Origin of the sequence: Streptomyces griseomycini (genome assembly GCF_014203535.1) — a bacterium.
Taxonomy (GTDB): domain Bacteria; phylum Actinomycetota; class Actinomycetes; order Streptomycetales; family Streptomycetaceae; genus Streptomyces; species Streptomyces griseomycini.
Genome location: NZ_JACHJI010000009.1, coordinates 247,673 through 269,205, shown reverse-complemented (window position 1 = coordinate 269,205; position 21,533 = coordinate 247,673). Strand labels below are relative to the sequence as shown.

At 70.0% G+C, this 21,533-nt stretch carries 27 protein-coding genes, 1 tRNA gene and 1 riboswitch; of the genes, 18 read left to right on the top strand and 10 right to left on the bottom strand.

Annotated features, from left to right (window positions below; translation table 11 throughout):
* The first annotated feature begins 5 nt into the window (after positions 1-5).
* Entirely contained in the window at positions 6-728 is a 723-nt protein-coding gene (locus FHS37_RS25715; RefSeq protein ID WP_184825333.1) for an RDD family protein, read from the top strand.
* Between the two features lie 39 nt (positions 729-767).
* Here the strand turns inward: FHS37_RS25715 and FHS37_RS25710 are convergent, their stop codons facing one another.
* On the bottom strand, positions 768-1,046 hold the full coding sequence (locus FHS37_RS25710) for a hypothetical protein (protein ID WP_184825331.1): 279 nt from the start codon (positions 1,044-1,046) through the stop codon (positions 768-770).
* A 417-nt stretch (positions 1,047-1,463) separates the two neighbouring features.
* Between FHS37_RS25710 and FHS37_RS25705 the strand changes: the two genes are divergently transcribed.
* Both FHS37_RS25705 and FHS37_RS25700 read left to right on the top strand, forming a co-directional pair.
* Positions 1,464-3,821 (top strand): immune inhibitor A domain-containing protein, encoded by a 2,358-nt coding sequence (locus FHS37_RS25705; RefSeq protein WP_184825329.1) that lies wholly within the window; start codon positions 1,464-1,466, stop codon positions 3,819-3,821.
* 122 nt (positions 3,822-3,943) lie between these two features.
* On the top strand, positions 3,944-4,288 hold the full coding sequence (locus FHS37_RS25700) for a hypothetical protein (protein ID WP_184825321.1): 345 nt from the start codon (positions 3,944-3,946) through the stop codon (positions 4,286-4,288).
* Positions 4,289-4,291: 3 nt separating this feature from the next.
* Here FHS37_RS25700 and FHS37_RS25695 read toward each other — a convergent pair whose 3' ends face one another.
* Positions 4,292-4,879, bottom strand: a complete 588-nt coding sequence (locus FHS37_RS25695) for a nicotinamidase (protein WP_184825319.1) — start codon at positions 4,877-4,879, stop codon at positions 4,292-4,294.
* Between the two features lie 142 nt (positions 4,880-5,021).
* Positions 5,022-6,368 (bottom strand): nicotinate phosphoribosyltransferase, encoded by a 1,347-nt coding sequence (locus FHS37_RS25690; RefSeq protein ID WP_184825317.1) that lies wholly within the window; start codon positions 6,366-6,368, stop codon positions 5,022-5,024.
* A 56-nt stretch (positions 6,369-6,424) separates the two neighbouring features.
* Between FHS37_RS25690 and clpS the strand changes: the two genes are divergently transcribed.
* From clpS to FHS37_RS25660, 7 genes are all read left to right on the top strand, one after another.
* Positions 6,425-6,742 carry an ATP-dependent Clp protease adapter ClpS gene (gene clpS / locus FHS37_RS25685; RefSeq protein WP_184825316.1) on the top strand — a complete coding sequence of 106 codons (318 nt, stop codon included), beginning with the start codon at positions 6,425-6,427 and terminating at the stop codon, positions 6,740-6,742.
* A 12-nt stretch (positions 6,743-6,754) separates the two neighbouring features.
* Positions 6,755-7,357 (top strand): DUF2017 domain-containing protein, encoded by a 603-nt coding sequence (locus FHS37_RS25680; protein ID WP_184825314.1) that lies wholly within the window; start codon positions 6,755-6,757, stop codon positions 7,355-7,357.
* A 386-nt stretch (positions 7,358-7,743) separates the two neighbouring features.
* Positions 7,744-9,168: an amino acid permease gene (locus FHS37_RS25675; protein ID WP_184825312.1), complete on the top strand. Its 1,425-nt coding sequence runs from the start codon at positions 7,744-7,746 to the stop codon at positions 9,166-9,168.
* A 133-nt stretch (positions 9,169-9,301) separates the two neighbouring features.
* Positions 9,302-9,724 (top strand): M67 family metallopeptidase, encoded by a 423-nt coding sequence (locus FHS37_RS25670; protein ID WP_184825310.1) that lies wholly within the window; start codon positions 9,302-9,304, stop codon positions 9,722-9,724.
* Between the two features lie 79 nt (positions 9,725-9,803).
* On the top strand, positions 9,804-9,899 hold the full coding sequence (locus FHS37_RS40845) for a putative leader peptide (RefSeq protein ID WP_311136956.1): 96 nt from the start codon (positions 9,804-9,806) through the stop codon (positions 9,897-9,899).
* A 119-nt stretch (positions 9,900-10,018) separates the two neighbouring features.
* Complete coding sequence (locus FHS37_RS25665; protein WP_184825308.1) at positions 10,019-10,297, top strand: MoaD/ThiS family protein; 279 nt, start codon at positions 10,019-10,021, stop codon at positions 10,295-10,297.
* Positions 10,298-10,303: 6 nt separating this feature from the next.
* Entirely contained in the window at positions 10,304-11,254 is a 951-nt protein-coding gene (locus tag FHS37_RS25660; RefSeq protein ID WP_184825306.1) for a PLP-dependent cysteine synthase family protein, read from the top strand.
* 79 nt (positions 11,255-11,333) lie between these two features.
* On the opposite strand, the gene FHS37_RS25655 is transcribed toward FHS37_RS25660, so the two are convergent.
* On the bottom strand, positions 11,334-11,795 hold the full coding sequence (locus FHS37_RS25655; protein WP_184825304.1) for a type II toxin-antitoxin system PemK/MazF family toxin: 462 nt from the start codon (positions 11,793-11,795) through the stop codon (positions 11,334-11,336).
* Positions 11,796-11,998: 203 nt separating this feature from the next.
* Between FHS37_RS25655 and FHS37_RS25650 the strand changes: the two genes are divergently transcribed.
* Entirely contained in the window at positions 11,999-12,751 is a 753-nt protein-coding gene (locus FHS37_RS25650; protein ID WP_184825302.1) for an MBL fold metallo-hydrolase, read from the top strand.
* Between the two features lie 71 nt (positions 12,752-12,822).
* On the opposite strand, the gene FHS37_RS25645 is transcribed toward FHS37_RS25650, so the two are convergent.
* On the bottom strand, positions 12,823-14,070 hold the full coding sequence (locus FHS37_RS25645) for a PTS transporter subunit EIIC (RefSeq protein ID WP_184825300.1): 1,248 nt from the start codon (positions 14,068-14,070) through the stop codon (positions 12,823-12,825).
* Positions 14,071-14,282: 212 nt separating this feature from the next.
* Entirely contained in the window at positions 14,283-15,596 is a 1,314-nt protein-coding gene (locus tag FHS37_RS25640; RefSeq protein ID WP_184825298.1) for a PTS transporter subunit EIIC, read from the bottom strand.
* Between the two features lie 183 nt (positions 15,597-15,779).
* On the opposite strand from FHS37_RS25640, the gene FHS37_RS25635 reads away from it, so the two are divergent.
* The 4 genes from FHS37_RS25635 to rdgB all read left to right on the top strand — a co-directional run bounded on the left by FHS37_RS25635 (position 15,780) and on the right by rdgB (position 18,037).
* Positions 15,780-16,013, top strand: a complete 234-nt coding sequence (locus FHS37_RS25635) for a PTS sugar transporter subunit IIB (RefSeq protein WP_030868674.1) — start codon at positions 15,780-15,782, stop codon at positions 16,011-16,013.
* Between the two features lie 75 nt (positions 16,014-16,088).
* Complete coding sequence (rph, locus tag FHS37_RS25630) at positions 16,089-16,826, top strand: ribonuclease PH (RefSeq protein WP_184825296.1); 738 nt, start codon at positions 16,089-16,091, stop codon at positions 16,824-16,826.
* A 144-nt stretch (positions 16,827-16,970) separates the two neighbouring features.
* Complete coding sequence (locus FHS37_RS25625) at positions 16,971-17,369, top strand: hypothetical protein (RefSeq protein ID WP_184825294.1); 399 nt, start codon at positions 16,971-16,973, stop codon at positions 17,367-17,369.
* Between the two features lie 65 nt (positions 17,370-17,434).
* On the top strand, positions 17,435-18,037 hold the full coding sequence (gene rdgB / locus FHS37_RS25620) for an RdgB/HAM1 family non-canonical purine NTP pyrophosphatase (protein WP_184825293.1): 603 nt from the start codon (positions 17,435-17,437) through the stop codon (positions 18,035-18,037).
* Positions 18,038-18,090: 53 nt separating this feature from the next.
* Here rdgB and FHS37_RS25615 read toward each other — a convergent pair.
* The 4 genes from FHS37_RS25615 to bcp all read right to left on the bottom strand — a co-directional run bounded on the left by FHS37_RS25615 (position 18,091) and on the right by bcp (position 20,095).
* Positions 18,091-18,163: transfer RNA gene (locus FHS37_RS25615), tRNA-Leu, on the bottom strand.
* A gap of 15 nt (positions 18,164-18,178) precedes the next feature.
* Positions 18,179-18,838: an HNH endonuclease gene (locus tag FHS37_RS25610; RefSeq protein ID WP_184825291.1), complete on the bottom strand. Its 660-nt coding sequence runs from the start codon at positions 18,836-18,838 to the stop codon at positions 18,179-18,181.
* Positions 18,835-19,485, bottom strand: a complete 651-nt coding sequence (locus FHS37_RS25605; protein WP_184825289.1) for an HNH endonuclease signature motif containing protein — start codon at positions 19,483-19,485, stop codon at positions 18,835-18,837. The genes FHS37_RS25610 and FHS37_RS25605 overlap by 4 nt, the downstream gene beginning before the upstream one ends.
* A gap of 142 nt (positions 19,486-19,627) precedes the next feature.
* Entirely contained in the window at positions 19,628-20,095 is a 468-nt protein-coding gene (gene bcp, locus FHS37_RS25600) for a thioredoxin-dependent thiol peroxidase (protein ID WP_184825286.1), read from the bottom strand.
* A 139-nt stretch (positions 20,096-20,234) separates the two neighbouring features.
* Between bcp and FHS37_RS25595 the strand changes: the two genes are divergently transcribed.
* The 3 genes from FHS37_RS25595 (at position 20,235) to FHS37_RS25585 (ending at position 21,491) form a co-directional block, all read left to right on the top strand.
* The gene (locus tag FHS37_RS25595; protein WP_184825284.1) at positions 20,235-20,564 is read left to right on the top strand and encodes a DUF3618 domain-containing protein; all 330 of its coding nucleotides are present in this window, start codon (positions 20,235-20,237) and stop codon (positions 20,562-20,564) included.
* Between the two features lie 44 nt (positions 20,565-20,608).
* A complete protein-coding gene (locus FHS37_RS25590) occupies positions 20,609-20,965 on the top strand; it encodes a GroES family chaperonin (protein ID WP_184825282.1) in 357 nt (118 codons plus the stop codon).
* 104 nt (positions 20,966-21,069) lie between these two features.
* A riboswitch (guanidine-III (ykkC-III) riboswitch) is annotated at positions 21,070-21,136 on the top strand.
* Positions 21,137-21,170: 34 nt separating this feature from the next.
* Positions 21,171-21,491, top strand: coding sequence for a DMT family transporter (locus tag FHS37_RS25585; protein WP_184825280.1), 321 nt, complete (start codon positions 21,171-21,173; stop codon positions 21,489-21,491).
* Positions 21,492-21,533 lie beyond the last annotated feature (42 nt).

Genomic DNA, 21,533 nt, shown 5'->3' with positions numbered 1-21,533 from the left:
GGGCCATGAGCACCGAACCGCCCTCCGGCTCCGGCCAGCAGCCGCCGGACGACGACCCGTTCAGGAAGCAGCCTCCGCCGGGCGGCCCCGGAGGCACCGGCGGCCCCGGGACACCGGGAGAGGGCTCTCCGTACGACACCCCGTACGGCAGCCGGCCCCCGCCGTACCCGGGAGGCGGCGACCCGTACGGCGGTGGCGGTCCCTACGGCGGGGGCGGTGGCCCGTACGGCGGCGGTGGTCCCTACGGCGGCGGACAGGGTCCCGCCGACCCCCTCGCCGGCATGCCCCCGCTCGCCGACAGCGGCAGGCGCACGCTCGCCCGCATCATCGACATGGTCCTCGTGGGCATCGTCGTCTGGCTGCTCACCTGGCCGTTCGGGGTCAGCGAGTACGACGTCGACGGCGGTGAGATCAACGTCGGCAACTCCTTCTGGCAGTCCCTCATCGCCGCCGTCCTCTACGTCGCCTACGACACCTTCATGATCAACCGCTCCGGCCAGACCCTGGGCAAGAAGTGGCTGAAGCTGCGGGTGGCCAACCTCGACGACGGCGCCACCCCCTCCGGACAGACCGCGCTGATCCGCGCGGCCGTGCTGTGGCTGCCGTTCGCGTTCTGCTGCGCCTGCGTCTGGACCGCGATCTCCGGCGGCTGGAGCTTCTTCGACCGGCCCTACAGACAGGGCCTGCACGACAAGGCCGCCAGAACGGTGGTCGTCAGCACGAGTTGACGCGCACCGGACCGACGCGCACCGGACGGGACCGCCCGGTCAGGACGCCGCCCGCTCCCGCACCGGCTCGTGGGCCGCAGAGGGGACGGTGGCCCGTACCGGCTCCGGGGGAGCGGGCTGCCGCGCCGCGGCGGGGCGGGACCCGGAGGGCGGGACCGTCATGGCCACCAGCAGTCCGAGGCCGAGCGCCACGACGGCGACGAGGGCGATGCCCACGGCCGAACCCGTCCGTGACACCAGCAGCATGGCGAAGGTCGAGAAGACCACGGTGCACGAACCGTAAGCGAGCTGAGCGACAGTCGGACGGGGCATGGCCATCGTGTCCTAGGAAGTCGGGGGGTGTCGGCCTGGCTTTCCACCGGCTCAAGGGCGTTCCACCGGACGACTCTAACCGCGAGCGTGCCCGAGGGGAACGGACAGTAAGCGTGACCTAACCGACAGGTCCGATGCACGGGGGGCGCACGGATTCACGGTGTCCACATGGCGGGCGCATATGCGCGCCCGTCCGGGTCCGCGCGGGCATGTCCCGCATCCTCGGATCCGCACGGATGTGTCCGGAAAGCGGACGCGGCCTCCGCATAACGTGATTGAACTGTTCAAGTCAAGGTCTGTTTTTTCTGTCGAACCTCTAGTCAAATGTGGTCACTTGACTACACGCGTTGATCACGTGCGACGCGGGCCCTCCATCAACGGACCCTACTCGGCCGCGCGCACGAACGCGGGAGGGGACATCAAGTGACCAGTAGACCCTGGACGTTCAGAGCGGCCGCGATAGGCGTGGCCCTCGCGGCGGTCACCGCCACCTGCTCTGCGTTCACCGTGGCCCAGGCCGACACGGCCGACAAGGCCGACCGGCCCGGCACCGTGGACCGGCACGACCCGGCGGAGCACAACCACGTCGAGCACGACCTCGAGGGCCCGCTCTCCAAGACCCAGGAAGCCCAGCGCGAAGAGGCGCTGAAGCAGGTCATCTCCGGCAAGGCCGAGGTGAAGGAGAAGAACGGCTCGAAGGTCGTCCAGCTCAAGAGCAGGAAGGGCGACGCCAAGTACGTCGAGCTCGGCCGCGAGAAGACCGACAAGATCTTCACGATCCTGGTCGAGTTCGGGGACCAGATCGACAGCCGCTACGGCGGCACCCCGGGCCCGCTGCACAACCAGATCGCCAAGCCGGACCGCAAGAAGGACAACTCCACGGCCTGGCAGGAGGACTACGACCAGCAGCACTTCGAGGACCTGTACTTCGGGTCCGGCAAGGGCGTCGACTCGGTCAAGACGTACTACGAGAAGCAGTCCTCCGGCCGCTACTCGGTCGAGGGCGAGGTCTCCGACTGGGTCAAGGTCCCCTACAACGAGGCCCGTTACGGCAACAACGCCTGCGGCGACACCAACTGCCCGAGCGTGTGGAACGTCGTCAGCGACGGCCTGAACGCCTGGGTCGCCCAGCAGAAGGCGGCCGGCCGCACCGACGCCCAGATCAAGGCGGACGTCACCCGCTTCGACGAGTGGGACCGCTACGACCACGACGGCGACGGCGACTTCAACGAGCCCGACGGCTACATCGACCACTTCCAGATCGTGCACGCCGGTGAGGACGAGTCCGCCGGCGGCGGCGCCCAGGGCGAGGACGCGATCTGGGCCCACCGCTGGTACGCCTTCGGCACCGACGCCGGCGCCACCGGCCCCGAGCAGAACAAGCTCGGCGGCGCGCAGATCGGCTCCACCGGCATCTGGGTCGGCGACTACACCGTCCAGCCGGAGAACGGCGGACTCGGCGTCTTCGCCCACGAGTACGGCCACGACCTCGGTCTGCCGGACCACTACGACACCGCGGGCGGCGAGAACTCCACCGGCTTCTGGACGCTGATGTCCTCCGGCTCCTGGCTGGGCACCGGCAAGAAGGAGATCGGTGACCTGCCCGGCGACATGACCGCCTGGGACAAGCTCCAGCTCGGCTGGCTGAACTACGACACGGCCAAGGCCGGCGTCAACTCCTGGCACAAGCTGGGCCTCGCGGAGTACAACACCAAGCACAAGCAGGCGCTGGTCGTCGAGCTCCCGAAGAAGGCGGTCACCACCGAGATCGTCCCGCCCGCCCAGGGCGAGACCCAGTGGTGGAGCGGCAGCGGTGACAACCTCAAGAACACGCTGAGCCGTTCGGTCGACCTGACCGGCACGTCGAAGGCCGAGCTGACCTTCGACGGCTGGTACGAGATCGAGGCCAACTACGACTACCTCTACACCGAGGTCTCCACCGACGGCGGCGCCAACTGGACCGCCGTCGACGGCACGGTGGACGGTCAGCCGATCCCGCGCGACGCCGCCGACAAGCCGGCCCTGCACGGCACCCTCGACGGCCACAAGAAGTTCGCGTACTCCCTCGACGCCTACGCGGGCCAGAAGATCGACCTGCGCTTCCGCTACCAGTCCGACGGCGGCGTGGCCCTCAAGGGCTTCACGGCCGACGCGATCACGGTCACCGCGGACGGCGCGCCGGTCTTCTCCGACGACGCCGAGACCGCGGACGAGGCGTGGACGAAGAACGGCTTCTCCCGCGTCGGCGGGTCCTTCACCGAGGACTACGCGCAGTACTACATCGCCGAGAACCGCCAGTACGTGTCGTACGACAAGACCCTCGAGGTCGGCCCGTACAACTTCGGCTTCACGGCCCGCCCGGACTGGGTCGAGCACTACGCGTACCAGAACGGCCTGCTGATCTGGAAGTGGGACACCTCCCAGGCGGACAACAACACCAGCCAGCACCCGGGCACCGGCCTGGTCCTCCCGGTCGACTCGCACCCGACCGCGCTGAAGTGGTCCGACGGCACGCTGATGCGCAACCGCATCCAGACCTACGACGCGCCGTTCAGCAAGTACCGCACCGACGGCATGACGCTGCACAAGGCGGACGTGGCGACGTGGATCCCGGGGTCGAAGGGTGTGTCGGTCTTCAACGACCGGACGAACGACTACTACGACGAGTCGAACCCGACCGGTGGCGTCAAGATCACTGACACCAACACGAAGATCAAGATCCTCAAGGAGGCCCGGGACGGCTCGACGATCGAGCTCGAGGTCGGGCCTGCGGGCAGGTAAATAGCGTCTTCGCAGGTCAGAGTATGATCGGCGGCGACCCCCTGGCGGGTCGCCGCCGATCCGTGTTTAGGTGCGTCCTGTGGTTCTCTTATTGACACCGGATGACACGGGGGTATGACCGCATGGCCGCAGGAGGCTTCTGCAAGTTGCCGAACGGCACCGTGGTGGTGGCGCTGAACCTGCCCAGCCCCGCCGCCGACGGACCGGCCGGGGTCCGCGTGCTCGTCCACGCGCAGAACCGGGCGCGCGCCCTGACCAGGCTGCGCAACCTGGGCCTGCGGTCGGTCTACCTGCGGGGCAACGCCGCCCCGCCGACCCCCGACGAGATCACGGCGGTGCTGCACCACCCCGACGGCCTGATATGGCGCACGGCGCCCGGCGGCGGCGTGCTGACCGGCCCCGCGCCGTCCGTGGAGCTGTGGCGTCCGATCAGGTCCCTGCTCGGACGCCCCACGGCACCCGCGTGACGGTCACTGGACGACCGGCTTGCCCGAGAGCTCCACGCCCGCCGCGCGCATCTCCTCGATCGCCCGCTCGGTGGTCTCCTGGGCCACCCCGGCGGTGAGGTCGAGCAGGACCTGGGTGCGGAAGCCCTCGCGGGCGGCGTCCAGGGCGGTGGCGCGCACGCAGTGGTCGGTGGCGATGCCCACCACGTCCACCTCGTCGACCTCCCGGGCCCGCAGCCAGTCGGCCAGGCCCGTGCCGTTCTCGTCGGTCCCCTCGAACCCGCTGTACGCCGCCGCGTACGCCCCCTTGTCGAAGACGGCGTCGACCGCGCCGGAGGCGACCGCGGGGGCGAAGTTCGGGTGGAAGCCGACGCCCTCGGTCCCGGCGACGCAGTGCGCGGGCCAGGAGTGGACGTAGTCGGGGTTGTCGGCGAAGTGCCCGCCGGGGGCGATGTGGTGGTCGCGGGTGGCCACCACGTGCCGGTAGCCGGCCGGGGCCTGCCCGATCAGCTCGGTGATGGCGGCGGCCACGTCGGCGCCGCCGGTCACCGCGAGGCTGCCTCCCTCGCAGAAGTCGTTCTGCACATCGACGACGATCAGGGCGCGGCGCATGGTCGGTGTCCTTCGGCTATGGGGTCGGGTGGGGAGCGGCCCGGCCGGTGAACCTCCGAGCCTATGGAACGACGGTCGGTGCGGACGGGGGGACGGGAGGGAGGGCGGGAGTCCTGACCCGCCCGTGACGGCACATGCCGTTCTAGCTACCCGAGCCTCCGTGCACGTACTCCGTCGGAATGACGGGTTCCCCCCGGGAGAGCTGTGTAGCCGACAGGGGGAGACCCGCACGGGCCGCCACGTGCCGGTCGCGGACCGCGTCCAGCGGCTCGCGCGCGACCACCTCGCCGCCCTTCACCAGCTGCACCAGGAGCTGCCGGTCGGCCAGGTCGTCGGGCACCTCGCCGGTGCCGACCACCTCGGCCTCGGCGACGCCGTACGCGTCCAGCCGCCGGGCGGCCCACTTCCGGCCGCCGACGGAGGTCTTGCCGCCGGAGGACCTCTTCGCCACCGGCACCAGCGGCGCCCGGGGGTCGTCGGAACCGGCGCGGGCGACGAGCTTGTAGACCATGGAGGCCGTCGGGTGCCCGGAGCCGGTCACCAGCTGGGTGCCCACCCCGTAGGCGTCCACGGGCGCCGCCGCCAGCGAGGCGATGGCGTACTCGTCCAGGTCCGAGGTCACGAGGATCCTCGTGCCGGTGGCGCCCAGCTCGTCCAGCTGCTGCCGCACCCGGTGCGCCACCAGCAGCAGGTCACCGGAGTCGATGCGCACGGCCCCCAGCTCCGGCCCGGCGACCTCGACGGCCGTACGGACCGCCTCGGCCACGTCGTAGGTGTCCACGAGCAGCGTCGTGCCCCGGCCCAGCGTCTCCACCTGGGCCCGGAAGGCGTCCCGCTCGCTGTCGTGCAGCAGGGTGAAGGCGTGGGCGGAGGTGCCCACGGTCGGGATGTTGTAGCGGAAGCCGGCCGCCAGGTCGGAGGTGGAGGTGAAGCCGCCGACGTACGCGGCCCGGGCGGCGGCCACCGCGGCCAGCTCGTGGGTGCGCCGGGCGCCCATCTCGATCAGCGGCCGGTCACCGGCGGCGGACGACATCCGGGAGGCCGCCGCGGCGATCGCCGAGTCGTGGTTGAGGATCGACAGGATCACCGTCTCCAGCAGCACGCACTCGGCGAAGCTGCCCTCGACCCGCATGATCGGCGAGCCCGGGAAGTACACCTCGCCCTCCGGGTAGCCCCAGATGTCACCCGAGAAGCGGTACGAGGCGAGCCAGTCCAGCGTCTCCTCGTCGACGATCCCCTTGCGGCGCAGGAAGCCGAGGACGTCGGCGTCGAAGCGGAAGTTCTCCACCGCGTCCAGGACGCGTCCGGTGCCGCCCACGACGCCGTAGCGGCGCCCCTCGGGCAGCCGCCTGGTGAAGACCTCGAAGACGCTGCGCCGCCCGGCCGTACCGGCCCGCAGCGCGCCCTGCAGCATCGTCAGCTCGTACTGGTCCGTGAAGAGCGCCGTCGAGGGAACGTCCACCGGCAGCCCAAGGTCCGCTGTGTTCATGACGAGGATGGTACTCCCTTTTCGTCGGTGTGACGATTTCTGGGGGTCGTGGCAGCATGGGCAGTGTGACGTCACCCGCACCCCTGGAGATCGAGCGCACCGAGTCGGCGGAGGAGGCCTTCGCCGTACCCGAGCCCGACGTCCCGTGGATCACCATCGTCCACAACGACCCGGTCAACCTCATGAGTTACGTGACGTACGTCTTCCAGACGTACTTCGGCTACTCCAAGGACAAGGCCACCAAACTCATGCTCGACGTCCACCACAAGGGCCGGGCGGTCGTCTCCAGCGGCACCCGCGAGGAGATGGAGCGCGACGTCCAGGCCATGCACGGCTACGGTCTGTGGGCCACCCTCCAACAGGACCGGAAGTAGCGAACCGCCTCCATGCCAGGACACTTCGAACCGCTCCCCGGCGGCGGCGCGGCCGTCGCCCTCGACGACGTCGAGATCTCCATCATCCGCTCCCTGGCCGTGCAGCTGATGGAGCTCATCGGCCCCGGCCCCGCCGAGGACGCCTCCGGCGACCCGCTCGCCGAGCTCTTCGCCGAGGGCCCGAGCGAACCGCCCGCCGACCCGGTGCTGCGCCGCCTCTTCCCGGACGCCTACGGCGACCCCGGGGGCGCCCCCTCGCCCGAGGACGCCGAGGAGCAGCGGGCGTACTCCGCCGAGTTCCGCCGCTACACCGAGAACGACCTGCGCGCGGGCAAGCGCGAGAACGCCCTCGCGGTGATCCGCTCCCTGGACGCGCTCGCCTCGGCCGGTGAGGGCGGGGCGGTGCTCGAGCTGGCGCCCGAGCAGTCGCGGCAGTGGCTCGGCGCCCTGAACGACCTGCGCCTGGCCATCGGCTCCCGCCTGGAGATCAGCGACGAGGACGACAACGACCTCCTCCTCCACCTCCCCGACGAGGACCCGCGCAAGCCGATGGTGATGGCGTACCTGTGGCTCGGCGGCCTCCAGGAGACGCTGGTCTCGACGCTCATGCCGTGAACCGGCGCCACCGGCGCATCCGGCACCGTATGTGCCGGATGCGCCGGATGTCCGGACAAGTCGCTGATCCGTTCGCTCAGCGGACGCTCAAATCCGGATAACGATCGCGTCACCGAGCCCGCCTCCTATGGGCCCCCGGGTGCGTTTTGTCCGCTTCTCTCTGTGGGGCACGTCACACCTCGCCCGCGCGATCAGTGCGGCGGCCGCGGTACACCTTCACGACCGCCCGGCGAACGCCACCCGAACGTTCGGCCGGGTGCGCCACCGAGCCGGTCACCGCCGGCCAGGCACGAGCGAACAGCTCAGCTCCATCAGTCCGGGGGGATCGTGACCCGATCTGCGGCCGACCAGCGGCCCGGATCGGCATGGAGAAAGGCGCACCACCCATGACCTCACCGCAGGTCGACAAAGAGGCCGTACCCGAGGAGGGGTACGAGCGCGGCCTCAACAGCCGTCAGGTCCAGATGATCGCGATCGGCGGCGCGATCGGCGTCGGCCTCTTCCTGGGGGCCGGGGCGAACATCGCCAAGGCCGGGCCCAGCCTGATCGTCATGTACGCCCTCGCCGGCGTCATCATCTTCTTCATCATGCGGGCGCTCGGCGAGCTCCTGCTCTACCGCCCCGTCTCGGGCTCCTTCGCCGAGTACTCGCGCGAGTTCCTCGGCCCGTTCTTCGGCTACTTCACCGGCTGGACGTACTGGCTGATGTGGGTGGTCACCGGCATGGCGGAACTCACCGCCGCCGCCATCTACATCAACTACTGGTTCCCGGCGATCCCGCAGTGGACGTCGGCGCTGGTCTTCCTGATCATCCTGTTCGCGGCCAACCTGATCTCGGTGAAGCTGTTCGGCGAGATCGAGTTCTGGTTCTCGATGATCAAGGTCACCGCGATCATCGGCATGATCGTGATCGGCCTCGGCGTGCTCACCCTCGGCTTCAGCCAGGCCGGTGACACCGCCTCCGTCTCCAACCTGTGGGCCTTCGACGGCTTCTTCCCCAAGGGCATCGGCTCGTCCCTGATGACCCTGCAGGGCGTCATGTTCGCCTACCTCGCCGTCGAGCTCGTCGGCGTCACGGCGGGCGAGTCCGAGAACCCGGAGAAGACCCTCCCCAAGGCGATCAACACCCTGCCCTGGCGCATCGCGCTGTTCTACGTCGGCGCGCTCACCGTCATCCTGTGCGTGGTCAAGTGGACCGAGTTCTCCGACGGGGTCAGCCCCTTCGTGAAGGCGTTCGCGGTCATCGGCATCCCGGCCGGCGCCGGCATCGTCAACTTCGTCGTGCTGACCGCCGCCCTGTCGTCCTGCAACTCCGGCATGTACTCCACCGGCCGCATGCTGCGCAACCTCGCCGACAACGGCGAGGCCCCGCGGGTCTTCCAGCGGCTGTCGTCCACCAAGACCCCGGCGCTCGGCATCGCCACCTCGGTGGTCTTCATGGGCATCGGCGTGGTCCTGAACTACACCGTCCCGGAGAAGGCCTTCGGCTACGTCACCTCCGTCGCCACCGCGGCCGGCATCTGGACCTGGCTGATGATCCTGGTCAGCCACGTCCTCTACCGCCGCCACGTCGTCGCGGGCCGGCTGCCCGCCTCGTCCTTCCCGGCGCCCGGCGGCTCGGTCTGCTCCTACGTCGCCATCGCGTTCCTGCTCTTCGTCACCGCCCTGATCGCGATCGACGCGGACGCCCGCATCTGCCTGTACGTGATGGCCGGCTGGGCCGTCGCCCTGGGCATCGGCTGGGCCGTCCTCAAGAGCCGCAACCCGGAGGTCACCAAGCGCCGCGAGCCGGACTTCGAGAAGGTCGGCTGACCCCCGCGCAGGGCGCCCGGTCGCGGGGAGTACTCGTGGCACTCCCCGCGGCGGCCGCTCAGGGCGTCCGGCATTCGGGCCGCCGCGTACCACCCCTCGGTACGCGGCGGCCCGTCTGCTTATCCTGAGCCCCATGCTGACCATCACCCAGGCCCTGTACGACAAGATCGTCGCCCACGCGCGCGAGGACCACCCCGACGAGGCGTGCGGCGTGGTGGCGGGCCCGGTGGGCTCCGGCCGCCCCGAGCGCTTCATCCCCATGCTGAACGCGGCCCGCTCGCCCACCTTCTACGAGTTCGACTCCCAGGACCTGCTGAAGCTGTACCGCGAGATGGACGACAACGACGAGGAGCCGGTGGTCATCTACCACTCCCACACCGCGACCGAGGCCTACCCCTCCCGCACCGACATCTCCTACGCCAACGAGCCCGGCGCCCACTACGTCCTGGTCTCCACCGCCGACGCCGACGGCGCCGGAGAGTTCCAGTTCCGCTCCTTCCGGATCCTGGAGGGCGAGGTCACCGAGGAGGAGGTCGAGGTCGTCGAGGCGTACTGATCCCACATGCCGGCACCGCTGCGTCCGGGATGTGAGATCACACTCCGGATCCCGGACCGGGAATCGATACGATGACCCCATGGTTCTTATCGACGTGAGCGACAAGGCGCAGGGCACGCTGCTCGTGGCGCGGCTGCACGTCGACCTGTGCAGGCTGAACAGCGCCATCTGTTGACGTTCCGCCGCCGCCGTACGGCCGTGAGCCGCGGCGGCTCCCCCCGGTGCCCCGGGCCCCGGGGACACCAGCGCGCGCCGTTTCGAACCTACGACACCTTCCGACAGGAGCCCTCAGCCATGGCCATCGAGGTCCGCATCCCGACCATCCTCCGCCAGTACACCGACGGTCAGAAGGCGGTGGAGGGCACCGGGAACACCCTCGCCGAGCTCTTCGCCGACCTCGAGACCCGGCATGCGGGCATCCAGGCCCGCATCGTGGACGGCGAGCAGCTGCGCCGCTTCGTCAACGTCTACCTGAACGACGAGGACGTCCGCTTCCTCGACGGCATCAACACCAAGCTCGCCGACGGCGACAACGTCACGATCCTGCCGGCCGTGGCCGGCGGTATGGCCTGATCGGCGATGCGGTACGACTCCCCGCTGGCCGCGGTGGGCAACACCCCCCTGGTGCGCCTGCCGCGGCTGTCGCCGTCCCCCGACGCCCGCATCTGGGCCAAGCTGGAGGACCGCAACCCCACCGGCTCGGTCAAGGACCGCCCGGCCCTGTTCATGATCGAGCAGGCGGAGAAGGACGGTCGTCTCACCCCGGGCTGCACCATCCTCGAGCCGACCAGCGGCAACACCGGCATCTCGCTCGCCATGGCCGCCAAGCTCAAGGGCTACCGCATGGTGTGCGTGATGCCCGAGAACACCTCGCAGGAGCGCCGGGACCTGCTCGGCATGTGGGGCGCGCAGATCATCTCCTCCCCGGCCGCGGGCGGCTCCAACACCGCCGTGCGGGTCGCCAAGGAGCTCGCCGCCGAGCACCCCGACTGGGTGATGCTCTACCAGTACGGCAACCCCGACAACGCCGGCGCGCACTACGCCACCACCGGCCCCGAGATCCTCGCCGACCTGCCCTCGATCACGCACTTCGTGGCCGGCCTCGGCACCACGGGCACCCTGATGGGCGTCGGCCGCTACCTGCGCGAGCACAAGCCCGACGTGAGCGTCGTCGCCGCCGAGCCCCGCTACGACGACCTGGTCTACGGCCTGCGCAACCTCGACGAGGGCTTCGTCCCCGAGCTGTACGACGCCTCCGTCCTCACCACCCGCTTCTCGGTCGGCTCCGCCGACGCGGTCACCCGCACGCGCGAACTGCTCCAGCAGGAGGGCATCTTCGCCGGCGTCTCCACCGGCGCGGCCCTGCACGCGGCCATCGGCGTCGCGAAGAAGGCGCTGAAGGCGGGGGAGTCCGCCGACGTCGTCTTCGTCGTCGCCGACGGCGGCTGGAAGTACCTGTCGACCGGCGTGTACACGGCCGCGACGACGGAGGAGGCCATCGAGACGCTCCAGGGCCAGCTCTGGGCGTAGGCCGACCCCGCACGTCGAAGGCCCGAGGGGCCGAAGGGCCGGAGGCACACCTCCGGCCCTTTTCGCGCGCCCGGGACGGTCACCCCGCGAGATACCGCACCTGGTCCCACAGCACCGGGTCCACCACGCCCACCCGGCGCCGGAAGTCCCCCACCGGGACCTCGCGCAACTCGTCCGTCTCCAGGAAGCTCGCCCGCCCCTGCGCGTCCCCGACGGAACCCGGGGGCAGCGCGATCACTCCCGCCCGCTCGTCCCGGAACCTCGTCGTGATCTTCGCGACGGTCGCCCGCTCCCCGCGCACCGACAGCACCAGACACGGCCGGTCCTTGCTCCCGGGCCCGTCCTCGTAGGGCACCCCGGCCCACCAGATCTCCGCCGGCCGCGGCCGGCCCGCGTCCGCGCCGGCCCGCCCCCTGGGACGGGGGAGCCGGATCCGGCGAGCCCGGGGCGGCCGCCGTCCCCGGCCCCACCCGTCGACGAGCGTGGCGACCAGCGCGAGCAGCACCACCGCGGCGAAGGCGAGCCACCAGGACGTGTCCATGTCCCGACGGTACCGGCGCGGACCGCCTCCGCGCGCCCCCGCACGGCACCCGGAAGCCCTGCTTCCAGCCGAACCGGTGACAGCACAGGTGAGTTCGCCCACAACAGCCCCTGGCGGAGGAGCGACCAAAGGTTTTGCGCCTTACGCTCGACGAACCGCACGACCCCCGTCTTCACATCCCCGCCAGCGGAGGTTTCTGCTTCATGAAGCTCACCGTCGTCGGCTGCTCGGGGTCGTTCCCGTCCGCGGAGTCGGCCTGCTCGAGCTACCTCGTCGAGGCCGACGGCTTCCGGCTGCTTCTCGACCTGGGCAACGGCGCCCTGGGCGAGCTGCAGCGCCACTGCGGTCTCTACGACCTCGACGCGATCTTCCTCAGCCATCTGCACGCCGATCACTGCATCGACATGTGCGCGTACTTCGTGGCGCGCTACTACCGGCACGACGGCGGCCGCTGCGCGCCCCTCCCGGTCTTCGGGCCCGAGGGCACGGAACACCGGCTGACCACCGCCTACGCCGACACCCCCTCGGCCTCCTCCATGAGCGAGGTCTTCGACTTCCACACGGTCAAGCCGTCCACCTTCGAGATCGGCCCGTTCCTCGTGCACACCGAGCGCGTCGCGCACCCGGTCGAGGCGTACGGCATCCGCATCGAGCACGGCGGGACGGCGCTGACCTACTCCGGCGACACGGGAGTGAGCCCGGCCCTGGACGAACTCGCCCGCGACGCCGACCTGTTCCTGTGCGAGGCCGCCTTCACGCACGGCAAGGAGAACATCCCCGACCTGCACCTCAACGGCCGCGAGGCGGGTGAGACCGCGGCCCGCGCCCACGCCCGCCGCTTGGTCCTCACCCACATCCCCCCGTGGACCGACCCGCAGGTCAACCTCGCCGACGCCCGCGCGGTGTACGACGGCCCGGTGGGGCTGGCGGCGCCGGGGGCGACGTACGAGATCTGACACGGGACGGCCGGGGCCCCGGGAGCCGCAACGGCTCCCGGGGCCCCGGTGTCATGTCGTACGAGGACGGCTCACGCCTTCGCGGTGTCCTCGACCTCCTCCTCGGGCTCCCGGCCCGGGGTCGGCAGGTTGAACTTGACGATGGCGAAGCGGAAGAGCACGTAGTAGATCACCGCGAAGACCAGACCGATCGGGATGATCAGCCAGGGCTTGGTCGCCAGGTTCCAGTTGAGGGCGTAGTCGATGAAGCCCGCCGAGAAGGTGAAGCCCGCGTGCACTCCGAGCGCCCAGGTGATCGCCATGGACAGGGCGGTCAGCAGCGCGTGGATCACGTACAGCGCCGGGGCGATGAACATGAACGCGAACTCGATCGGCTCGGTCACACCGGTCACGAAGGACGTCAGCGCGAGGGAGACCATCATGCCCGTCACGGCCTTGCGGCGCTCCGGGCGGGCGGCGTGCGCGATGGCGATGGCGGCGGCCGGCAGACCGAACATCATGATCGGGAAGAAGCCGGACATGAACTGTCCCGCGTCCGGGTCCCCGGCGAAGAAGCGGTTCAGGTCGCCGTGGACCACCTCGCCGGCGGCGTTGGTGAAGTCACCGATCTGGAACCAGGAGACGGTGTTGACGAACTGGTGCATGCCGACCGGGATCAGCGCGCGGTTGATGAGACCGAACAGGCCCGCACCGACGGCGCCCAGCCCGGTGATCCACTCACCGACGTTCGAGATGCCCTCGCCGATCGGTTCCCAGACCAGGCCGAAGAAGACGCCCACCGCGGTGCCGACGAAGGCCATGATGATCGGGACGAGACGGCGGCCGTTGAAGAAGCCGAGCCAGTCCACCAGCTTCTTGCGGTGGTAGCGCTGCCACAGCACCGCGGCCAGCAGGCCCATCAGGATGCCGCCGAGGACACCGGGGTTGTTGTAGGTGGCGGCTATGTCCGCGCCGTCCTGCACCTTCGCCTCGGTGACGGGGAACGCCTTCAGGACGTTGCTGTAGACCAGGAAGCCCACCAGGGCGGCCAGCGCGGTGGAGCCGTCGGCCTTCTTCGCGAAACCGATCGCGACACCGATGCAGAACAGCATCGGCAGGTTGTCGAAGATCGCGCCACCGGCCGTGGCGAACACCGCCGTGACCTTGTCGGGCAGGTTCAGCTTCTCCTGGACGTCGGTTTGACCGAGTCGCAGCAGGATGCCGGCCGCCGGCAGTACGGCGATCGGGAGCTGAAGGCTGCGGCCGACCTTCTGCAGGCCCTGGAAAAGACCTGATCCCCGCTTCTTTGCGGGGGCCGCCGATGCGGTGGCGGTGCTCATACTTCCTCCATCGGGTGGTGGTCTACACCACTCAGTGGTGTAGACCTGTTGTAGCACGATGAAGGCCGCGCAAGGAACCCGCGAATCCTGCTACCGGCGGGCTACCCACCGTGCCCGCCCGGGCCCCCGGCCGGAACCCTCCTCGGAGCGCACCGAAAAGCCCCCGGGCCACGAGGTCCGAGGGCTTGGACAGCCGCCTCCAGCCTAAGCAATCACGCCTTCGTGGCGTCCTCCACCTCCTCCTCCGGCTCCCGCCCCGGAGTCCTCAGGTCGAACTTCGTGATCGCGAGGCGGAAGACGGCGTAATAGACCGCCGCGAGGACCAGACCGATCGGAACGATCAGCCACGGCCTGGTGGCCAGGTTCCAGTTGATGACGTAGTCGATCAGCCCGGCCGAGAAGCTGAACCCGTCCTTCACCCCCAGCCCCCACGTCACCGCCATCGACACGCCCGTCAGCACCGCGTGGACCGCGTACAGCACCGGCGCGACGAAGAGGAACGAGTACTCCAGCGGCTCGGTGATCCCGGTCACGAACGACGTCAGCCCCACCGACAGCATCAGCCCGCCCACCTCCTTGCGGCGGTGCGGCTTCGCGCAGTGCGTGATCGCCAGCGCGGCGGCCGGCAGGGCGAACATCATGATCGGGAAGAAACCGGTGGTGAACTGGCCCGCGGTCGGGTCGCCCGCCAGGAACATGTTGATGTCGCCGTGCACCACCGTGCCGTCCGGCCTGGTGTAGCTGCCGAACTGGAACCACATCGGCACGTTCAGGAACTGGTGCAGCCCGATCACCAGCAGCGCCCGGTTCGCCACGCCGAACACACCCGCGCCCCACGCGCCCAGGTCGCTGAGCCAGTCGCTGAAACCCTCCAGCGCGTCGCCGATCGGCGGCCAGGCCCACAGGCACAGCGCCGCGAACAGGATCGCCACGAACGCCATGATGATCGGCACCAGCCGGCGGCCGTTGAAGAAGCCCAGCCAGTCCACCAGCCGGGTGCGGTGGAACCGCTGCCAGAAGTAGGCCGTCAGCAGCCCCATGACGATGCCGCCGAACACCCCCGGGTTCTGGTACGTGAAGGCGGTCACCGTCTCCGCCCCCTCGGTCACCCGGCACCCGACCTGCGGCACCGCCCGCGACCCCTCCGGGCAGTCCTCCGGGAACTGCCGCAGCACGTTGAAGTAGACGAGGAACCCCGCCACCGCCGCCAGCGCCGTCGAGCCGTCCGCCTTCTTCGCCATGCCGATGGCCACGCCGACGCAGAACAGCAGCGGCAGCCCCAGCGAACCGTCCAGCAGCGCGCCGCCCGCGCCCGCCGTCACCTTCGAGACGTTCGTCCAGCCCAGCCCCTCGTCGCCGAACACGTCCGGCTGCCCCAGCCGGTTGAGGATGCCCGCCGCCGGCAGCACCGCGATCGGCAGCTGAAGACTCCGGCCCATCTTCTGCAGACCCTGGAACAACCGGTTCCAGCGTTCGCGCGGGGAACCGACCGTCTTCCCGGCGCCGGCGGAGCTGTCGGTGCTCATCCGGTCCCCTTCGCTCGGCGCCGCTCGACGGGTTTGGCGACACTCCGCCTGGTGGTGTAGACCAGTCGGAGGACGGTTCCGCTGTCGTGACGCCATCATTCGGTACCCACGACATGACCGCTCGCAAAGATGGGCCAACTGTGGGTTACTGCGACAAAGCGGTTCGGATCAGGGAGAACGAACATGGCCACCAAGGCTGAGAAGATCGTTGCCGGGCTCGGCGGCATCGACAACATCGAAGAGGTCGAAGGCTGCATCACCCGCCTGCGCACCGAGGTCGTCGACCCGGCCAAGGTCGACGAAGCCGCCCTGAAGGCCGCAGGCGCCCACGGCGTCGTCAAGATGGGCAGCGCCATCCAGGTCGTCATCGGCACCGACGCCGACCCCATCGCCGCCGAGATCGAAGACATGATGTGAGCCCCGCTCACCCCCAGGGGCCCCCACCCCACCGCGGGAGGGGCCCCTTCCCCGTGTCCGGCTAGGCTCGACGCCATGTCTCGAATCGACGGCCGCACCCCCGAACAACTCCGCCCGGTCACCATCGAACGCGGCTGGAGCAAGCACGCCGAAGGCTCCGTCCTCGTCTCCTTCGGCGACACCAAGGTCCTCTGCACCGCCTCCCTCACCGAGGGCGTCCCGCGGTGGCGCAAGGGCAGCGGCGAAGGCTGGGTCACCGCCGAGTACGCCATGCTCCCCCGCGCCACCAACACCCGCGGCGACCGCGAGTCCGTCAAGGGCCGCATCGGCGGCCGCACCCACGAGATCAGCCGCCTCATCGGCCGCTCCCTGCGCGCCGTCGTCGACTACAAGGCCCTCGGCGAGAACACCGTCGTCCTCGACTGCGACGTCCTCCAGGCCGACGGCGGCACCCGCACCGCCGCCATCACCGGCGCCTACGTCGCCCTCGCCGACGCCGTCGCCTGGGCCCGGTCCAGGAAACTCGTCCGCCCCGGCCGCCAGCCCCTCACCGGCACCGTCAGCGCCGTCTCCGTCGGCATCGTCGGCGGCGTCCCCCTCCTCGACCTCTGCTACGAGGAGGACGTCAAGGCCGACACCGACATGAACGTCGTCTGCACCGGCGACGGCCGCTTCGTCGAGGTCCAGGGCACCGCCGAGGCCGAACCCTTCGCCCGCGACGAACTGGACGCCCTCCTCGACCTCGCCGTCGCCGGCTGCGCCGAACTCGCCGCCGCACAGCGCGCCGCGCTTGATACCGTCCTCGAAAAGTAAAGGACGCACCAAGAAGGGTGGTCGACGCGGAGCAACCGCGCCGGCCGTCCCCGCGTCTGAACGAGTACGGGCGCGCGGCTCGACCCCGCGCGCCCGGCCAGTGAACCGGGCCGACCACCGGCCCGACGAGGGAGGGACCGTTCCATGGCCGCGAGCCGCCGACGCCGCACCGCAGCCGTCGCCGCCACCCTGGCGGCCGTCGCGCTGACCGCCGGACTCACCACCGGCTGCGACGCCGTCGACAAGGCACTGGACTGCGTCCAGACCGCCGACGCCGTCGCCGACAGCGTCACCGACATGCAGCAGGCCGTCGAGAACGCCTCCAACGACGTCACCCAGCTCGAGGAATCCCTCGCCTCCATCGACAAGAACCTCGACGAGATCGGCGACAAGACCGACAACGCCGACGTCTCCAAGGCCGTCGACGACCTGGGCAAGGCCGTCGACAACGTCCGCACGTCGATCGAGAACGGCGACAAGACCCCCGACATAGGCCCCGTCACCGACGCGGCCGGCGAACTGACGAAGGTCTGCACCCCGTAGGCGCACCGCGGGGAGCGGAACGGACCGGAACGGAACGGCCCATGGGGCCCGGGATACTGGACCCCATGACCCGCCTGATCCTCGCCACCCGCAACGCCGGAAAGATCACCGAACTGAGGGCCATCCTCGCCGAGGCCGGCCTGCCCCACGACCTCGTCGGCGCCGACGCCTACCCCGACGTCCCCGACGTCAAGGAGACCGGCGTCACCTTCGCCGAGAACGCCCTCCTCAAGGCCCACGCCCTCGCACAGGCCACGGGCCTGCCCGCCGTCGCCGACGACTCCGGCCTCTGCGTCGACGTCCTGAACGGCGCCCCCGGCATCTTCTCCGCCCGCTGGGCGGGCCGCCACGGCGACGACCGGGCCAACCTGGACCTCCTCCTGGCCCAGCTCTCGGACATCGCCGACGAACACCGGGGCGCCCACTTCGCCTGCGCGGCGGCCCTCGCACTGCCCGACGGCACCGAGCGGGTGGTCGAGGGCCGGCTCACGGGCACCCTGCGCCACGAGCCCGCCGGCACGAACGGCTTCGGCTACGACCCGATCCTCCAGCCGGAGGGCGAGACGAGGACGTGCGCGGAACTCTCCCCCGCCGAGAAGAACGCGATCAGCCACCGCGGCAAGGCCTTCCGCGAACTGGTTCCGGTGGTACGGGAGCTGCTGGGCTGACCGCAGAAGAGCCCCGCACCTTTGAATCCAAGGTGCGGGGCTCGTTTCGCCTGTGCGCCCGGTCGGATTCGAACCGACAAACACGACCACCTAAAGATCGCCGCTCGGCCATTGGCGTACGGGCGCTGGCCGCGCACAACATTACCGGGCCTGAGTATGCCGCCGCTGGCCGCCTCTGCACCAGGTCTCCGTGGATGCGTGGCAGTTGGGGCAGAGCAGTCGCAGGTTCTCCTTCCGGTCGTCGCTCCAGTCCCCGTTGATGTGATCGATCTCCAGGGTCATCGGCCTGCCGAGCCATTCGGGCGCCGTACCGCACTCGGCGCACTCGTAAGGCACACCGACTTCTCGGAGCGCCCGACGCAGGAGGGCGGTCCTCGTGCGGCGTCGGCCCTCGTGCTTGACCAGGATGTCCTCGGGCTGCCTGAGAGGAACCGCGCCTGGCTTGCCGCGCCGATGGGCCTGCCCCAGGAAATGCGCCGTCGAGACGTTGTCCTCAGCGATCCACTGGCGCAAGAGGGCGCGTTGCGCACCGTTGTCCGGACGCCCCAGCCGACGCAGCAACTGGGCGATCGAGATCGAGTCGGCTACTGCCGCACCCAGCTCTTCTGCGGTGGGGCGCGGCGGTTTGCCGGAAGGGCTGAAATGGGAGATGTCTAGGCCGAAGTGCGCGAACCGCCTCGTGAGGTATCCGTGGAGACTTCCGTAGGGCTGAGTGCCGAAGAAGGCGATGACCTCGTCGAGGCTGGAGCACTGTTCGGCTGCTTGCTCCAGCCGTTCGCGGGTGTACTGGTTGCCGCTCATGCGCGGCCCTCGGCGCGTGCCTTGCCGCGTCCCCGGTAGTTGTCTGTCGTCGAGTGGCAGTTGGGGCAGAGGAAACGAAGATTCGTGATGCGGTTGTCCCACCAGTTCCCGTCGATGTGGTCGACCTCCAGTGGGAGCGGACGCCCTCGCCAGACGTTTTCCACGCCACAGAGCGCACACCGCTCCGGCACCCCCGATGCGGTCATGGCCCACTTGAGCCGGTCACTTTGAATGCGCCGGGCACAGGCGGGTTCTTGCGCGACGAGCAGGCCCTCCGGTGACCGTGGCCGCTTCGGCCGGCCGCGCCCGGTGGGCAGCTGAAAATGTGACGTGTCGATGCCGTACGCCTTGATCCGTCGGCTGATGTGGGTGTGGTGTCCGCCGGCCACAGCCAGCCCGAGATGCCGGAGCACCTCGCACATGTTGGTCGACGCCGAGACGGCTTCCTGAAGGATCTCCCTCGTCCACTTCACCCCCTCCCGCTCGAAGTGGGAGACATCCACCCCGAGCTTCTTCATCCGCTCGAGCAAGTACTGCCGTGTCGAACTCTTCGGATCCACCCCCAACCGCACCAGCGCCTCCGTCAGTGTCCGTGCTCCCCGAGCCGCCTCCTCCAGGCGTTCCCTGGTGTACGCACTGGCCCCCATCGAGTCCCCTCCGTCGTTCCGCGTCCGGCTGTCCGTTCGCGGTCTCGTACGGAGTAACGAACCGGTTATCGGACGGTCACGTGCGGAATGCGGAACGGCCCGTACCGGTGATCGGGTACGGGCCGTTCCGAGGGGGCGCGGGTCAGATGGCCAGGTCCTTGATGATCTTGGCCACGTGGCCCGTCGCCTTGACGTTGTACAGGGCGCGTTCGACCCTGCCCTCCTCGTCGACGACGACCGTGGAGCGGATGACGCCGACCACCGTCTTGCCGTAGAGCTTCTTCTCGCCGTAGGCGCCGTACGCCTCCAGGACCCGCTTGTCGGGGTCGGCGAGGAGGGTGACCCTCAGGGACTCCTTCTCGCGGAACTTCGCCAGCTTCTCCGGCTTGTCGGGGGAGACGCCGATCACGTCGTAGCCCGCGCCGGCGAGCAGGTCGAGGTTGTCGGTGAAGTCGCAGGCCTGCTTGGTGCAGCCGGGGGTGAGCGCGGCCGGGTAGAAGTAGACGATGACCTTGCGGCCCCTGCGGTCGGCCAGGGACACCTCGTTGCCGTCGGCGTCGGGCAGGGTGAAGGCGGGGGCCTCGTCCCCGGGCTGGAGGCGTTCGCTCATCGGTCTGGTCTCCTCGTACGTACGCGCTGCGTGGATCGGGTGCCGGGAACGAGGGTAACCGGGGGTCCTGACAGTGCGGCGCGGCGCGAAGCTGACAGACTGTCCGGCACAGGTATCAGCGGATTTCGGAGGCGACACGGTGGCGGACACGGCGGACACCAGAACCCCGGCGCAGATCGAGGCGGACATCAGGCGCCGTCGTGCGGTGCTGGCCGAGACCCTGGACGAGATCGGCGTGCGGGTGCACCCGAAGACGATCGTGGGGGACGCGAAGGCCAGGGTCGTCGCCAACGTGGACCACACGCTCGGGCGGGCCTACGTCCGCGTCAACCACGTGGTGAGCGACGTGAAGGCGCAGTTCGTGGACGCGGAGGGCGCGCCCCGGCTGGAGCGGGTGGTGCCGGCGGCGCTGCTGGTGGTCGGGGTCGTGGGGCTGCTGACGATGACCGCGCGGCGGCGCAAGGGCTGACCCGCCCGCGTGCGGATGTGGTGAAGGCAGGTAGGTTTCAGGACGTGAGCGCCAACAGACACGAGCACAGCCCCCAGCACGACAAGCTGCCCATCCGGATGCTGCACGACCGCGTACTCGTGCGGCAGGACACGAGTGAGGGCGAGCGGCGTTCCGGGGGCGGGATCCTGATCCCCGCGACGGCGGCGGTGGGCCGTCGGCTGGCCTGGGCCGAGGTCGTCGCGGTGGGGCAGAACGTACGGACCGTGGAGCCGGGTGACCGGGTGCTGTTCGATCCGGAGGACCGGGCGGAGGTCGAGGTGCGGGGCGTCGGGTACGTGCTGATGCGGGAGCGGGATCTGCACGCCGTGGCCGCGGACCGGTTCGAGGGTTCCGAGGATTCGACCGGCCTGTACCTGTAGTCCCGCTGGTTCCGCTGGTTCCGCGAAGGAACCGGGGAGGGGCCGGTGACCGTGGTCACCGGCCCCTCCCGGCTGTTCCGGGTAGGGTGGAGGGACCCGTGCGGAAGCCGCACGGCTTCACGGGCCCCGACGAGACGCGCCGTACCGGGGTGAAGGAAAAGACGACGCACCCCCGTTTCCGTTCGTGTCCCGGAGGTGCCTGGTCATGGCATGGGTCCTGCTCGTCGTCGCCGGTCTGCTGGAGGTCGGCTGGGCGATCGGCATGAAGTACACCGAGGGTTTCACCCGCCTCGTTCCCAGTGTTCTCACGGGGGCCGGCATCGTCGGCAGCATGCTGCTGCTGTCGTACGCCGCCCGGACGCTGCCCATCGGCACCGCCTACGGAGTGTGGGTGGGGATCGGCGCGGCCGGGGCGGCGGTGCTGGGCATGGCGGTGCTGGGGGAGCCGGTGACCGCCGCCCGGATCTTCTTCATCTGCCTGCTGGTGGTGGCCGTGGTGGGGCTGAAGGCGACCTCCGGTCACTGAGCGGGCGGCCGGGTCCGGTGCCGGGGCGGGCCGTCGTCCCGG

Bases quoted from the DNA above. Each gene is read 5' to 3' on its own strand.
- FHS37_RS25715 (WP_184825333.1), top strand. From the start codon at position 6: ATGAGCACCGAACCGCCCTCCGGCTCCGGCCAGCAGCCGCCGGACGAC.
- FHS37_RS25710 (WP_184825331.1), bottom strand. From the start codon at position 1,046: ATGGCCATGCCCCGTCCGACTGTCGCTCAGCTCGCTTACGGTTCGTGC.
- FHS37_RS25700 (WP_184825321.1), top strand. From the start codon at position 3,944: ATGGCCGCAGGAGGCTTCTGCAAGTTGCCGAACGGCACCGTGGTGGTG.
- FHS37_RS25695 (WP_184825319.1), bottom strand. From the start codon at position 4,879: ATGCGCCGCGCCCTGATCGTCGTCGATGTGCAGAACGACTTCTGCGAG.
- FHS37_RS25690 (WP_184825317.1), bottom strand. From the start codon at position 6,368: ATGAACACAGCGGACCTTGGGCTGCCGGTGGACGTTCCCTCGACGGCG.
- clpS (WP_184825316.1), top strand. From the start codon at position 6,425: ATGGGCAGTGTGACGTCACCCGCACCCCTGGAGATCGAGCGCACCGAG.
- FHS37_RS25680 (WP_184825314.1), top strand. From the start codon at position 6,755: ATGCCAGGACACTTCGAACCGCTCCCCGGCGGCGGCGCGGCCGTCGCC.
- FHS37_RS25675 (WP_184825312.1), top strand. From the start codon at position 7,744: ATGACCTCACCGCAGGTCGACAAAGAGGCCGTACCCGAGGAGGGGTAC.
- FHS37_RS25670 (WP_184825310.1), top strand. From the start codon at position 9,302: ATGCTGACCATCACCCAGGCCCTGTACGACAAGATCGTCGCCCACGCG.
- FHS37_RS40845 (WP_311136956.1), top strand. From the start codon at position 9,804: ATGGTTCTTATCGACGTGAGCGACAAGGCGCAGGGCACGCTGCTCGTG.
- FHS37_RS25665 (WP_184825308.1), top strand. From the start codon at position 10,019: ATGGCCATCGAGGTCCGCATCCCGACCATCCTCCGCCAGTACACCGAC.
- FHS37_RS25660 (WP_184825306.1), top strand. From the start codon at position 10,304: ATGCGGTACGACTCCCCGCTGGCCGCGGTGGGCAACACCCCCCTGGTG.
- FHS37_RS25655 (WP_184825304.1), bottom strand. From the start codon at position 11,795: ATGGACACGTCCTGGTGGCTCGCCTTCGCCGCGGTGGTGCTGCTCGCG.
- FHS37_RS25650 (WP_184825302.1), top strand. From the start codon at position 11,999: ATGAAGCTCACCGTCGTCGGCTGCTCGGGGTCGTTCCCGTCCGCGGAG.
- FHS37_RS25645 (WP_184825300.1), bottom strand. From the start codon at position 14,070: ATGAGCACCGCCACCGCATCGGCGGCCCCCGCAAAGAAGCGGGGATCA.
- FHS37_RS25640 (WP_184825298.1), bottom strand. From the start codon at position 15,596: ATGAGCACCGACAGCTCCGCCGGCGCCGGGAAGACGGTCGGTTCCCCG.
- FHS37_RS25635 (WP_030868674.1), top strand. From the start codon at position 15,780: ATGGCCACCAAGGCTGAGAAGATCGTTGCCGGGCTCGGCGGCATCGAC.
- rph (WP_184825296.1), top strand. From the start codon at position 16,089: ATGTCTCGAATCGACGGCCGCACCCCCGAACAACTCCGCCCGGTCACC.
- FHS37_RS25625 (WP_184825294.1), top strand. From the start codon at position 16,971: ATGGCCGCGAGCCGCCGACGCCGCACCGCAGCCGTCGCCGCCACCCTG.
- rdgB (WP_184825293.1), top strand. From the start codon at position 17,435: ATGACCCGCCTGATCCTCGCCACCCGCAACGCCGGAAAGATCACCGAA.
- FHS37_RS25610 (WP_184825291.1), bottom strand. From the start codon at position 18,838: ATGAGCGGCAACCAGTACACCCGCGAACGGCTGGAGCAAGCAGCCGAA.
- FHS37_RS25605 (WP_184825289.1), bottom strand. From the start codon at position 19,485: ATGGGGGCCAGTGCGTACACCAGGGAACGCCTGGAGGAGGCGGCTCGG.
- bcp (WP_184825286.1), bottom strand. From the start codon at position 20,095: ATGAGCGAACGCCTCCAGCCCGGGGACGAGGCCCCCGCCTTCACCCTG.
- FHS37_RS25585 (WP_184825280.1), top strand. From the start codon at position 21,171: ATGGCATGGGTCCTGCTCGTCGTCGCCGGTCTGCTGGAGGTCGGCTGG.